The following is a 13,425-nucleotide window of genomic DNA, read 5'->3' on the forward strand; positions in this document are numbered from 1 at the left end:
CCGGGTCGCCGAACTGCCTGGAGACGCCGGGGCCGAACTCCGGGGAGCGCATGTCCTCCTCGGTGAGGTAGTCGGTCCCGTCGTCCATGCCGCCGCAGCCGACCTGGCTGTCGGCCTCCCCGGCAGGCCGGTCCGCTTGCGGCCGCCCTCCGCGCGCGGCCAGGAGGCCCCCGCACGCCGGCACCAGAACGCCCCGTACCCATCGGGCCGGACGCGTGCGTTCACCGTTCCCCGTCGATCCCCCTGTCGGCTGCGACGGAGCCGTGCTTCCGGCCGCCCTCGTGATCCCGGCCGTACGACGGCCGGCCGCCTCGCTCCCGCCGTCCCCGTCGTACGCGGGGGGACTGTTCCCCCGGCCGTGCGACCGGCCGGGTCAGGCGGACTCGCGCACGACGAGGACCGGTTCGAACACCTGCGAGGCGGGGCCGGACCGGGCGCCCTCCAGTTCCTCGATCAGGAGGCCGGCCATCGCGGCCGCCATGCGCTCCACCGGCTGGCGCACGGTGGTCAGCCGGGGCCGGGCCCTGCGCGCCGCCGCCGAGTCGTCGAAGCCCATGACGGCCACCGCGCCGGGGACGTCCACACCCCGTTCGCGCAGGTACTGGCAGGCGCCCTGGGCCATCAGGTCGTTCGCGGCGAAGACCGCGTCGACGTCCGGGTGCTCCGCAAGCAGTTCGGCCATGGCGCGCCGGCCGCTGTCGACCGTGAACCGGCCCCGTACGACGGGCACGTCCGTCACGCCGCGGGCGGCCAGCGCCCGGCGGAAGCCGTCCAGGCGCGCGCCCGCCGAGGGGGCGGTGACCGGTGCGGCGATGGTGGCGGGGCGCCGCCGCCCGGTGTTCCACAGGTGCTCGGCCGCCAGGCGCGCCCCGGCGTCGTTGTCGAGGTCGACGAAGCCGTGCCGCTCGCCGGCGCGGGGCCGGCCGAAGAGGACCGTGGGGAGGCCCGCCGCCACCAGCATCGCTGGCAGCGGGTCCTCGTCGTCGATCGGCACCACGAGGGCCCCGTCGGCGCCCCCCTGCCGCAGGTACTCGACCAGCTGGGTCCTGGCCTGCTCCGACTCGGCGACGAGCAGCACCGGCTGGATCGCGCGCTCGCGCAGCACCGGCAGGACGCCGTCCACCACGCGCCCGAAGAACGGGTCGGAGAAGACCCGGGCGGCGAAGGCCCCGTCCCGCGCGGAGAGCACGAGGGCGACGGCCCCGGTCCGCCGCGTCACCAGGGACCGGGCGGCCTGGTTGGGCGTGTAGCCGGTGCGGGCGATGGCGTCGCGCACGCTCCGCTGGATGTCGGGGGCCACGTTCCGCACCCCGTTGACGACGCGGGACACCGTGGCGCGCGAGACCCCCGCCTCCCGTGCCACGTCCTCCAGAGTCGGTGCTCGATTCCCCACCTGCGCACTTTAACGGTGTCGTGTGTCCGGTGGGGGAACGGTCCGGGTCCGGCCGGAACCCATAGGTGTCGTGACTTAATGAAAGCCAAAAGAAAAGTCGTGTCACACGCCTTGACCGTCAACTCGCCCGACAGGCAAGGTTTCGGAGAGCGCTCTCCCACGTTTCCCCCATGTATCCCAGAGGAGACCCATGTCCTCCGTCGGGTCCCCGCCGGTCCTCCGGCGTCCCGCCCCCACCGTCCGACGGGCCACCGTCGGCGCCCTCGTCGCGTCACTGGCCGGCGGCCTGCTCGCCCTCGCACCCGCCACGACGGCCCAGGCGGCCCCCACCCTGCTCTCCCAGGGGAAGACCGCCACCGCCTCCTCCACCGAGGGCGCGGCCTTCTCCGCCTCCGCCGCCGTCGACGGGAACCTCACCGGCACCCGCTGGGCCAGCCAGTGGAGCGACAACCAGTGGCTCCAGGTCGACCTCGGCCGCAGCGCCACGCTCAGCAGCGCCACCCTCACCTGGGAGGGCGCCTACGGCAAGGGCTACCAGATCCAGGCCTCCGAGAACGGCACCGACTGGCGGACCGTCGCCACCGTCACCGCCGGCGACGGCGGCACCGACGAGCTCTCCCTCTCCGGCACCGGCCGCTACGTCCGCATGAACGGCCAGACCCGCGCCACCGGATACGGCTTCTCCCTCTGGGAGTTCCAGGTGTACGGCACCACCGACGGCACCGGCCCCACCCTCCCCGGCGGCGGCGACCTCGGCCCCAACGTGCACGTCTTCGACCCGTCCACCCCCGGCATCCAGGCCAAACTGGACCAGGTCTTCCAGCAGCAGGAATCGGCCCAGTTCGGCAACGGCCGGCACGCCTTCCTCTTCAAGCCCGGCACGTACAACGGCCTCAACGCCCAGATCGGCTTCTACACCCAGATCGCCGGCCTCGGCCTGCGTCCCGGCGACACCACCATCAACGGCGACGTGACCGTCGACGCCGGCTGGTTCAACGGCAACGCCACCCAGAACTTCTGGCGCGGCGCCGAGGGCCTGACCCTCAAACCGGTCAACGGCACCGACCGCTGGGCCGTCTCCCAGGCCTCCTCCTTCCGCCGCATGCACGTCAAGGGCGGCCTCAACCTCGCCCCGAACGGCTACGGCTGGGCCAGCGGCGGCTACATCGCCGACTCCAAGGTCGACGGCCAGATCGGCAACTACTCGCAGCAGCAGTGGTACACCCGGGACAGCTCCATCGGCGGCTGGTCCAACAGCGTCTGGAACCAGACGTTCTCGGGCGTCGAGGGCGCCCCGGCGACCTCCTTCCCGGAGCCCCGCTACACCACGCTCGACACCACCCCGATCTCCCGCGAGAAGCCCTACCTGTACCTCGACGGCAACGAGTACAAGGTGTTCGCGCCCGCCAAGCGCGTGAACGCCCGCGGCACCACCTGGGCCAACGGCACCCCGCAGGGCACGTCCGTCCCGCTCAGCCAGTTCTACGTGGTCAAGCCGGGCGCCACCGCCGCCACCATCAACCAGGCGCTCGCCCAGGGCCTGCACCTGCTGTTCACCCCGGGCGTCTACCACGTCGACCAGACCATCAACGTGAACCGCGCCAACACCATCGTGCTCGGCCTCGGCCTCGCCACGATCATCCCCGACAACGGCGTCACCGCGATGAAGGTCGCCGACGTCGACGGCGTCCGGCTCGCCGGCTTCCTCATCGACGCCGGCCCGGTCAACTCCCCGACGCTCCTGGAGCTCGGCCCGCAGAACGCCTCCGCGGACCACGCCGCCAACCCCACCACCGTGCAGGACGTCTACATCCGCGTCGGCGGCGCCGGCGCCGGCAAGGCCACCACCAGCGTGGTCGTGAACAGCGACGACGCGATCATCGACCACACCTGGGTCTGGCGCGCCGACCACGGCGAGGGCGTCGGCTGGGAGACCAACCGCGCCGACTACGGCGTCCGCGTCAACGGCGACGACGTGCTCGCCACCGGCCTGTTCGTCGAGCACTTCAACAAGTACGACGTCGAGTGGTACGGCGAGCGCGGCCGCACGATCTTCTACCAGAACGAGAAGGCGTACGACGCCCCCAACCAGGCCGCCATCCAGAACGGCACCACGAAGGGCTACGCCGCCTACCGGGTCGACGACTCCGTGAACACCCACGAGGCGTGGGGTCTCGGCAGCTACTGCAACTACAACGTCGATCCGACCATCGTCCAGGACCACGGCTTCAAGGCACCCGTCAAGCCGGGCGTGAAGTTCCACAGCCTCCTGGTGGTCTCCCTCGGCGGCATGGGCCACTACAACCACGTCATCAACGACACCGGCGCCTCCACGATCCCGGCCGGCACCTCCACCGTGCCCTCGACCGTCGTCTCCTTCCCCTGACGGTCCCCCGGGGCGCGCCCGACCGGCGCGCCCCGGCCCCCCGCTCCTTCCGGGCGGCGTTCCAGGTCCCCGCCACGCCGCCCGGAAGGCAACCCCCTCCCTCCCCCTCCGTCCAGGAGAAGTCCATGACCACCGCTTCGACCGCACGAAGGCGGGCCCGCACCACGGCCTCCCTCGTGTCCCTCGGCGCCCTGCTCGCCGCCTCCGCCACGGTGCTGACCGCGGCGCCCGCCACCGCCGCCGAAACCCTCCTCTCCCAGGGGAAGACCGCCACCGCCTCCTCCACCGAGGGCGCCGCCTACGTCGCCTCCGCCGCCGTCGACGGCGACCTCACCGGCACCCGCTGGGCCAGCCAGTGGAGCGACAACCAGTGGCTCCAGGTCGACCTCGGCGCGAGCGCGAACATCAGCCGCGTCGTACTGAACTGGGAGGGCGCCTACGGCAAGGCCTACGACATCCAGCTCTCCGACAACGGCACCGACTGGCGCACCGTCAAGTCCGTCACCGCCGGAGACGGCGGCACCGACGAGCTGACCGTCACCGGCACCGGCCGCTACGTGCGCCTCCAGGGCATCGCCCGTTCCGGCGGATACGGCTACTCCCTCTGGGAGTTCCGGGTCTACGGCGAGAGCGGCACCACCCAGCCGCCGCCCGGCGGCGCCGTCCGGATCACCGGCTCCCAGGGCAACTGGCAGCTGACCGTCGGCGGAAAGCCGTACACCGTCAAGGGCCTCACCTGGGGCCCCTCGATGGCCGACGCCCCCCGCTACATGCCGGACCTGAGGTCCATGGGCGTCAACACCGTCCGGACCTGGGGGACGGACGCCGCCAGCAAGCCCCTGCTCGACGCCGCGGCCGCCCAGGGCCTCAAGGTCGTCAACGGCTTCTGGCTCCAGCCCGGCGGCGGCCCCGGCTCCGGCGGCTGCGTCAACTACGTGACGGACACCGCGTACAAGAACAACGCGCTCACCGAGTTCGCCAAGTGGGTCGACACCTACAAGTCCCACCCGGCGACGCTCATGTGGAACGTCGGCAACGAGTCCGTCCTCGGCCTCCAGAACTGCTACGGCGGCACCGAACTCGAAGCCCAGCGCAACGCGTACACCACCTTCGTCAACGACGTCGCCAAGAAGATCCACTCCATCGACCCCGACCACCCCGTCACCTCGACCGACGCCTGGACCGGGGCCTGGCCGTACTACAAGCGCAACGCCCCCGACCTCGACCTGTACTCGATGAACTCCTACGGCAACCTCTGCAAGGTGCGCCAGGACTGGATCGACGGCGGCTACACCAAGCCGTACCTCATCACCGAGGGCGGTCCCGCCGGCGAGTGGGAGGTCCCCAACGACGCCAACGGCATCCCGGACGAGCCGACCGACGTCCAGAAGGCCGACGGCTACACCAAGGCCTGGGGCTGCGTCACCGGCCACCAGGGCGTCGCCCTCGGCGCCACCCTCTTCCACTACGGCCTCGAACACGACTTCGGCGGCGTCTGGTTCAACCTCGTGCCCGACGGCCTGAAGCGCCTCTCGTACTACGCCGTCAAGAAGGCCTACACCGGCTCCACCACGGGCGACAACACCCCGCCGGTCATCACCAACATGACCGTCACCCCGGCGTCCGCGGCCCCGGCCGGACGCGAGTTCACGGTCCGCGCCGACATCCGCGACCCCGACGGCGATCCCGTCACGCCCAGGATCTACCTCAGCGGGAACTACGCCAACGGCGACAAGCGGCTCGTCGACGCGCAGTACCGCTCCCTGGGCAACGGCACCTTCGCCGTCACCGCGCCCGAGAAGCTCGGCGTCTGGAAGGTCTACGTCCAGGCCGAGGACGGCCGCGGCAACGCCGGCATCGAGACCAAGTCCGTCAAGGTCGTCGCCCCGCCCGTCGCCGGCACCAACATCGCCCTCGGGAAGCCCACCACCGCCTCCTCCGCCCAGGCCTCCTACGGCGACTGCCCCTGCCCCGCCTCCAACGCCACCGACGGCAACACCGCCACCCGCTGGGCCAGCGACTGGAGCGACCCGCAGTGGATCCGGGTCGACCTCGGCTCCGTGCGCTCCTTCAACCGCATCCAGCTCGTCTGGGACCCGGCCTACGCCAAGTCCTACGAGGTCCAGGTCTCCGACGACGGCAACACCTGGCGCACCCTCCACACCACCACGACCAGCAACGGCGACATCGACACCGTCGAGGCCGGGGCCACCGCCCGCCACGTGAGGCTCCAGCTCACCGCGCGCGGCACCGGCTGGGGCTACTCGCTCCACGAGTTCGGCGTCTACGCCTGACGGCGCCGAACACCCCCATGACGGGTGGCGGGGCCCGCCGCTCGGCCCCGCCACCCCGGCACCACCGCACGGGAAACCAACACACCGGTCGCGCGGCGCCCCCGCGCGACCACCCCCACGGGCAGGAGAACCCCATGAGAGCGAGTCCGAAGCGGCTCTCCGCACTCCTCGTCGGCACGGCCCTCGTCGCCGGTGTCCTCGGCATCGGCACCGTGGCCTCGGCCACGGACCCGGACGGCGGCGTCCCGCCCGCCGTCGCCGCGGCCGTCCACCACACCGGGCACCTGATGGCCGCCTCCACCCAGGCCTCGGGCGACGACGCCGACGGCGACGGCTACATCCCGGCCGTACCGCAGGTCACCGGCGTCACCCCGTCCACGGCCACCCCGCCACCGGCCTACCACCACGAGTTCCAGGCCGGCTGCGCCGTCACCCACACCGCGCCGGACGACCCGATCGTCTACCCGGGCCAGTTCGGCAAGTCCCACGACCACACGTTCATGGGCAACACCTCCACCAACGCGGCCAGCACCACCGGCTCGCTCTACGGGGGGAACACCACCTGCAAGGCGCCCGCGGACGCCTCCGCCTACTGGATGCCCTCGCTGTACAAGGGCGACCAGAAGATCCTGCCGGTGGGCCCGCAGGTCATCTACTACAAGGCCGGCGTCACCGACTACCGGAGCGTCCGCCCCTTCCCGAAGGGCCTCCGCTTCGTCGTCGGCAACCCGATGCAGACCGCCCAGGAGTTCCGCGCGCACAAGGGCTTCGTCGAGGGCTGGGAGTGCGGTGACAGCTTCTTCAACACCGACTTCCCGGCGAGCTGTCCGAGCCGGCCCGACGTCCAGCTGAACCTGCGCATGCAGGCCCCCAGCTGCTGGGACGGGAAGTACCTCGACACCCCGGACCACAAGAGCCACATGGCCTACCCGGTCGTCAAGCCCGGCACCAACGACAACATGTGCCCGGCCTCCCACCCGGTCGCCCTGCCGATGATCGAGTTCAAGATGGCGTGGCCGGTCAACGGCGACATGAGCCAGGTCCGCCTGGCCAGCGGTCGCGGCTACTCCTTCCACTACGACTTCCTCAACGCGTGGGAGGAGCGCACCCTCAAGGCCCTGGTCGACCACTGCATCGTCGGCGGCCTGCAGTGCGACACGCGGGGCTTCGACCTGTACCGCCCCGAGCGCGGCGCGGTGCTGAACGCGGACCACCGCCTGCCCTGACCCGACACCCGCACCCGACACCCGCACCTGATCCGCGTACGGCCCGGACGCCCGCCACGGCGTCCGGGCCGTGCCCGTGTGTCCTCCCGGGCGGGTGATCCAGTACCCCCCGGGCGCCTTTTACGGGACAATCCTCGGTGAGCCGTACGCCCCCACCGGAAGGCTCGTACCCCATGACACGCACCCGTCGCACCCGCCTCGCCGCCGCCGCCGCGACGGCGGTCCTCACCGCCCTCGGCTGCGGGCCACTCCCGAACGGCACGGCCGGCGCGTCGACGGCCCCCGGCACGGTCCGTGAGCCGTCGGCCGCGCCTCCCGCCGCTTCCCCCGCCGAGCCGTCCCCCCCGCCCGTCCCCGAGGCCCGGCCGCGCCGCGCCGAGCTGGACATCCCCTCGATCGGGGTGGCGGACCTGCCCGTCCTGCCGTACGAGGGCACCAGCGACGACCGGGCCGGCACGCGGATCCAGGACCGCGGAGTGGCGGCGAGCCCCCACGGCGACCGGGGCGGGGTCGGGCCGGGCGACACCGGCAACTACCTCGTGACGGCGCACCGGCTCTCGGCCGGCGGGCCGCTGCGCCTGCTCCCCGAGGTCGAGGAGGGCGACACGGTCGTCGTGACCGCCGACGACGCCGTGTACGAGTACCGGATCGTCGACACCCGCTCGACGTCCTTCCGGTCCGCCGCGTCCCTCGCCGAGCAGCGCGCCCCGGTCCCCGGGAAGCCCGGCGAGGAGCCCACCCGGGCGATGATCACCCTCTCCACCTGCGCCACGCCCGAGGACGACGCGGCCGGCAACCACTGGCGGGACGCCCTGGGCAACCCGGAGCACCGCATCGACAAGATCGGCGTCCTCGTCGCCACCCGCCCGACCGCGAACGGCTCCGCCGGTCCCGCGGCGTCCCCGTGACGCGCGCGGCCCCGGGGCGCTCAGACGCCGGCCAGGCGGTCCTCGTGCGACGGCAGGGTCTCCTCCCCGGCCGCGCCCCGGACCACGAGGACGGCCGTCGTGTCGTCGTCGAGGCCGTGGGCGCCGTGCCGGGCCAGGTCCTCCTTGAGGAGGTCCGGGATCCGGTCGGCCGGCTCGGCCGCCCAGCCGCGCAGCCGCCGCTCCAGGGGGTAGAAGGCGCCGCGTCCGTCCCTGGTCTCGCTGACCCCGTCGGTGAACATCAGCATCCGGTCGCCGGGAGCGAACGGCACCTCGTCCACCGTGAAGGGCGCGTCGACCGGAACCGGCAGGTGGATCGGTACGGAGGGCGAGGACAGCTCGACCGTGCGCACGACCGGGCCGCGCTGGACGATCGGGGCCGGATGGCCGCAGCTGAGGAGCCGTACGACCGGCTCGTCGTCGGGGATCTCGGCGAGCAGGACGGTCGCGAAGCGGTCGGCCGCCGTCGACTCCGGCGCCCGCTCCGCGTAGCGGGCCATGCTCGCCTCCAGGCGTTCCGCGATCGCGGGCAGGTCGGGGGCCGTGTACGCGGCCTCGCGGAAGGAGCCGAGCAGCAGTGAGGCGGCCTCCACGGCCGCGAGTCCCTTGCCCTGGACGTCCCCGAGCATGATCCGTACGCCTCCCCGAACCTTCAGGGCCTTGTAGAAGTCGCCGCCGACGTGCGCGCCGGCCGCGGACGCCTCGTACAGCAGCCGCAGGTCGACGCTGCCGAGACGCCGGGGCAGCGGGCGCAGCACCGCCCGCTGGGCGGCCTCGGCGACCTCGCTCACCCGGCGCAGCTCGACCTCCCGCCGCCTGCGGGCCCGGCTGGTCAGGGCGGCGGCCAGGGTGACGACGGCCAGGACCGTCTGGCCGGCCAGGAGCGCGGGGAAGAGCCGCTCGCCCCGGCCCAGGTCGAGCAGCGTGGTCGCCCCCATCGCCAGCGCTCCGACCGCGAGCGTGCCGCGGGCGCCCCAGGTCACCGCGGCGAGCGCGGGGGCGGCGACCAGGAAGCGGTCGAAGCGCTCCTCCGGCGCGGTGAGGACGTCGGCGAGGGGAGCGGCCGCCAGGACCAGGAAGGGCAGCGCCCGACCGAGGAGGTACCCGAGCTCCGCCGGCCGGCGGAGGACACGACGGACCGCGCCGACCGGACGGACCGCGCCGACCGGACGGGCCGCGCCGGTCGTACGGCCCGGCCCGGTCGTACGGCCCGGCCCGGTGGGGCCGTCCGTCCCGGCGGGATCGACCGTCCCGGTGGTGCCGCCCGCTCCGGCGGAACCGGCCGGGTCGGCGCGATCGCCGGGCGGGAGCCCCTTCGCGGCACCCCCGGGCCGCCTCGTGTCCACGGATCCGTACACCTCGCCGCTCCTTCCCGTGTCTCCGGGGCCGTCGCGCATGGCGCACGGCCGTCCCGGCCAGCTTCCCCCCGGCACGGCCCCGGCGGCAGGTACCGGAGGTCCCCGGGTCCGGGACCTTCGGCCCGGGACCCCCGGCCCCGCGCGCACACCCGGACCGTGCCGTCGCCGGCGGGGGCGGAGAAGCCGGCGTGCGGGGCGGCGACCGGGGACGGGAAAACGGCCCGTCGCGTTCTCCGCCCCGGGAACCATTCGCCGCGCCGCGCACTACTCCTGAGGTCGGACACGATCGTGCCCCGGCGGAGGATTCGCCCAACGTCCTTGTGGGGGAGGGTTCGTGAGACTCATTCACCTCCCTCCCGCAAGGACCTGACCCACGGTGAGAAACAGGCGAACAGCATCCCTCGTGGCCATGGGCGTCGCCGCGGCGCTCCTGCCCGCCCTCACACCCGCCGCCTCCGCGGCCGCCCCGCAACTCCGCCTCGCCGCCGACCCCCTGGCGCAGTACACGCAGCAGAAGCCGAGCTGGAAGCGCTGCGACGCCCAGGGGCCGGCGAACTTCGAGTGCGCGACGATCAAGGTGCCGCTCGACTACGGCCGTCCGGACGGCGGGAAGCTCGACGTCGCGATCTCCCGGACGAAGGCGACCAGCGCCGAGGACCGGCACGGCGTCCTGCTCCTCAACCCGGGCGGCCCCGGCGGCACAGGCCTCGACATGCCCCTGTACCTGGCGTCGCAGCTGCCGGACTCGGTGAAGAAGCGGTACGACCTGATCGGGTTCGACCCCCGGGGCGTCGGCCTGAGCTCCCCGGTGGGCTGCGGCCTCAACGACGACGAGCTGGACTGGCAACGCCCGTACAAGGCCGAGACGTTCGACAAGGACGTCCGGCGGGCCCGGACCGTCGCCGAGAAGTGCCGGAAGAGCAACGGAGCCGTACTGCCCCACCTCAGCACCCGCAACACCGCGCGCGACATGGACGTGATCCGCGCCGTGCTCGGCGAGAAGAAGCTCTCGTACCTCGGCTACTCCTACGGCACGTACCTGGGCGCGGTCTACACGCAGCTGTTCCCGAAGCGGGCCGACCGGTTCGTCCTGGACAGCGCGGTCGACCCCGAGCGGGTCTGGCGGGGCATGATCCAGGTGTGGGCGGAGGGCGCGGAGCCGGCGTTCACGCGGTGGACCGAGTGGACCGCCGCGCGGAACACCACGTACAAGCTGGGCCGCACCCCCGCCGAGGTCCGCGCGACCTTCTGGAACCTGGTCGCCGGGGCGGACAAGAAGCCGATACCCATCGACGGCCTGCTCCTGAACGGCGACGACATCCGCTCCCTGCGGGTCATGTTCTTCTACGTGGAGGACGCGGCCCAGACCGTCGTCCTGCTCAAGGAGGCCGCCGAGGGCAGGGCCCCGGCCCCGGGCGCGACGCTTCCGCTGCGGGTCCCGCCGGCCGCTCCCGCCCCGTCGTCGTTCGCCCGCGCCGTCCCGTCCGACAACGGGGACGCGGGCTTCTGGTCCGTGGTGTGCGCCGACACCCGCGCCTGGCCGCGCGACCCGGAGCAGTACCGCCGCGACGCGATCCGGGACAAGGCGAAGTACCCGCTGTACGGCGACTTCGCGTCCCACATCAAGCCGTGCGCGTTCTGGGGGCAGGGCGCGGAGCCGGCGACGAAGGTGAACAACACCGTCCGCGCGCTCGTCCTGCAGAACGAGTGGGACCCCCAGACGCCGCTGGTCAGCGGGAAGGGGATGCGCCGGGCGCTGAAGGGCTCCCGGATGGTCACGGTCCTCGACGGCCTGGGCCACGGCGTCTACGGGACCAGGTCCTGCGCCGACAAGTTCGCCACCGCCTATCTGGTGACGGGCAGGCTGCCGGTCGTGGACGTGTCCTGCCGGACCCCGGCGGGCCGGAAGCTCGACGGCCTGCGCCTCCCGCCGTCGGCGTCCCCGGCGGTCCCGGGCCTTCCGGCCGCCCCCGGCCTCCCGGGCCGGCAGGACCGCTTCTGACGGCTTCGGGCCGGTCCCTCACGGGCGCCACCGACGACGAGGCCCCTCGCCCGCCCGGTTCTCCCGGGCGGGCGAGGGGCCTCGTGCGCGGGTCACGCCAGGTCGAAGAGCTCCGTGAGGACCGCCCGCAGCGTCTCCTCCGGGTCCTCCACGGCCTCCTCGGAACGCCACGCGACGAAGCCGTCGGGCCGGACGAGGACCGCCCCGCCCTCCGTGACGCCGTGCAGCTCCGCCCAGTCCGCGCCGTCCTCCGGGACCAGGTCGGCGTCCGGCCCCTCACCGATCCGGTACGGGACGAGCGGCACCGGGAGGCGGTCCGCGACCCGGGCCGCCGCGGTGTGCCACGCGCCCGTGCCGCCCGCCGAACTCAGCAGCACCGGGAACCGCTCGTACAGGTCGAGGGCGGAGATCCGCTCGCCGGACCGGTCCAGCCACAGGTGGGGCGACCGGGACCCCGGCTCGCCCGTGAGGCGCAGCGCGTCGGGCACGACCGGCAGCGCCCCGTCGGCGCCCAGGACCGCGCCCCGCGGGTAGCGGTGGCCCAGGACCACGTTCAGGATGCCGCCCTTCCGGCCCGCCGGGCCGGCACCGGGGTCCGGCGCGTACCCCGGGTGGCTGTGCTCGACCGAGCGTGACGAGGCGCGGGCGCTAGTCGCCTCCGCGACCGGGCGGCGCTCCGCGTCGTAGGACGCGAGCAGGCCGGGACCGGCCCAGCCGTCCAGGACGGCGGACAGCTTCCAGGCGAGGTTGTGGGCGTCCTGGATGCCGGTGTTGGAGCCGAACGCGCCGGTGGGCGGCATCTCGTGGGCCGAGTCGCCGGCCAGGAACACCCGCCCGTCCGCGTACCGTTCGGCCGTCCGCTCGGCGGCGTGCCAGGGGGCCCGGCCGGTGATCTCCACGTCGAGGTCCGGCACGCCCACGGCCCGGCGGATCTGCTCCCGGCACCGCTCGTCGGTGAACTCCTCCAGGGTCTCGCCGCGCTCGGGGTGCCAGGGCGCGTGGAAGACCCAGCGCTCCCGGTTGTCGACCGGCAGGAGGGCTCCGTCGGCCCCCGGGTCCGTCAGGTAGCAGACGATGAAGTGCCGGTCGCCGACCACGTCCGCGAGACCGCGGGAGGTGAAGGTGACGCTCACGTTGTGGAACAGGTCGCCGGGGCCGTTCTGCCCGATGCCGAGCCGCTCGCGCACGGGGCTGCGCGGGCCGTCCGCCGCGATCAGGTAGTCCGCGCGGATCGTGGTGTGCTCACCGGTCTCCCGGCTCTTGACCTGCGCGGTCACCCCTTCGGCGTCCTGCTCGAAGGACATCAGCTCCGTCGCGTACCGCAGGTCCCCGCCCAGCTCCCCGGCGCTCTCCCGCAGCACGGGCTCCAGGTCGTTCTGGCTGCACAGGCACCATTCGGCGGGGCTGAAGCGGGCGAGTCCGCCGCCGGGGTCGATCTCCCGGAACAGCCACTCGCCGGCGTCCCCGACGAGGCTCGGCGCCTGGAGGATGCCGTTGTTGCGGGCCAGGACCGACGCGGCCTCCCGGACGCGCTGTCGCACCCCGGCGCCCCGGAAGAGCTCCATCGTGCGCACGTTGTTGCCGCGTCCGCGCGGGTGGATCGAGGTGCCGGCGTGACGCTCGACGAGCACGTGCGGCACGCCGAGGCGGCCGAGGAACAACGAGGCGGACAGTCCGACCAGAGAGCCGCCGACGATGAGGACGGACGTGCGGACGTCCTCGCCGGACCCTTCGCATCGGTTCATCGAGTGCCTCCAGCGTCACCTGTGACGCGAGTCGGGGGTGGGATGGAGATCCATGCCCTGGGACGGCCGCTTCGTGCGTTCGGGGCACCCGAATG

At 73.4% G+C, this 13,425-nt stretch carries 8 protein-coding genes; 5 read left to right on the plus strand and 3 right to left on the minus strand.

Annotated features, from left to right (window positions below; translation table 11 throughout):
• Window positions 1-373: 373 nt before the first annotated feature.
• Window positions 374-1,393 carry a LacI family DNA-binding transcriptional regulator gene (locus ACFY7E_RS22185; protein ID WP_389487365.1) on the minus strand — a complete coding sequence of 340 codons (1,020 nt, stop codon included), beginning with the start codon at window positions 1,391-1,393 and terminating at the stop codon, window positions 374-376.
• 190 nt (window positions 1,394-1,583) lie between these two features.
• On the opposite strand from ACFY7E_RS22185, the gene ACFY7E_RS22190 reads away from it, so the two are divergent.
• The 4 genes from ACFY7E_RS22190 to ACFY7E_RS22205 all read left to right on the plus strand — a co-directional run bounded on the left by ACFY7E_RS22190 (window position 1,584) and on the right by ACFY7E_RS22205 (window position 8,207).
• A complete protein-coding gene (locus tag ACFY7E_RS22190) occupies window positions 1,584-3,779 on the plus strand; it encodes a discoidin domain-containing protein (RefSeq protein WP_389487367.1) in 2,196 nt (731 codons plus the stop codon).
• 125 nt (window positions 3,780-3,904) lie between these two features.
• Complete coding sequence (locus ACFY7E_RS22195) at window positions 3,905-6,073, plus strand: discoidin domain-containing protein (protein ID WP_389487369.1); 2,169 nt, start codon at window positions 3,905-3,907, stop codon at window positions 6,071-6,073.
• Between the two features lie 134 nt (window positions 6,074-6,207).
• Entirely contained in the window at window positions 6,208-7,299 is a 1,092-nt protein-coding gene (locus ACFY7E_RS22200; RefSeq protein WP_389487371.1) for a DUF1996 domain-containing protein, read from the plus strand.
• A gap of 173 nt (window positions 7,300-7,472) precedes the next feature.
• Window positions 7,473-8,207 carry a class E sortase gene (locus ACFY7E_RS22205; protein WP_389487373.1) on the plus strand — a complete coding sequence of 245 codons (735 nt, stop codon included), beginning with the start codon at window positions 7,473-7,475 and terminating at the stop codon, window positions 8,205-8,207.
• A 20-nt stretch (window positions 8,208-8,227) separates the two neighbouring features.
• On the opposite strand, the gene ACFY7E_RS22210 is transcribed toward ACFY7E_RS22205, so the two are convergent.
• On the minus strand, window positions 8,228-9,571 hold the full coding sequence (locus tag ACFY7E_RS22210) for a PP2C family protein-serine/threonine phosphatase (RefSeq protein ID WP_389487375.1): 1,344 nt from the start codon (window positions 9,569-9,571) through the stop codon (window positions 8,228-8,230).
• 388 nt (window positions 9,572-9,959) lie between these two features.
• On the opposite strand from ACFY7E_RS22210, the gene ACFY7E_RS22215 reads away from it, so the two are divergent.
• The gene (locus ACFY7E_RS22215) at window positions 9,960-11,585 is read left to right on the plus strand and encodes an alpha/beta hydrolase (protein ID WP_389487377.1); all 1,626 of its coding nucleotides are present in this window, start codon (window positions 9,960-9,962) and stop codon (window positions 11,583-11,585) included.
• 92 nt (window positions 11,586-11,677) lie between these two features.
• Here ACFY7E_RS22215 and ACFY7E_RS22220 read toward each other — a convergent pair whose 3' ends face one another.
• Window positions 11,678-13,330, minus strand: a complete 1,653-nt coding sequence (locus tag ACFY7E_RS22220) for an FAD-dependent oxidoreductase (protein WP_389487379.1) — start codon at window positions 13,328-13,330, stop codon at window positions 11,678-11,680.
• Between the last annotated feature and the right edge of the window lie 95 nt (window positions 13,331-13,425).

It is taken from the genome of Streptomyces sp. NPDC012825 (assembly GCF_042900925.1).
GTDB lineage: Bacteria > Actinomycetota > Actinomycetes > Streptomycetales > Streptomycetaceae > Streptomyces.

Bases quoted from the DNA above. Each gene is read 5' to 3' on its own strand.
- ACFY7E_RS22195 (WP_389487369.1), top strand. From the start codon at position 3,905: ATGACCACCGCTTCGACCGCACGAAGGCGGGCCCGCACCACGGCCTCC.
- ACFY7E_RS22205 (WP_389487373.1), top strand. From the start codon at position 7,473: ATGACACGCACCCGTCGCACCCGCCTCGCCGCCGCCGCCGCGACGGCG.
- ACFY7E_RS22220 (WP_389487379.1), bottom strand. From the start codon at position 13,330: ATGAACCGATGCGAAGGGTCCGGCGAGGACGTCCGCACGTCCGTCCTC.
- ACFY7E_RS22200 (WP_389487371.1), top strand. From the start codon at position 6,208: ATGAGAGCGAGTCCGAAGCGGCTCTCCGCACTCCTCGTCGGCACGGCC.
- ACFY7E_RS22190 (WP_389487367.1), top strand. From the start codon at position 1,584: ATGTCCTCCGTCGGGTCCCCGCCGGTCCTCCGGCGTCCCGCCCCCACC.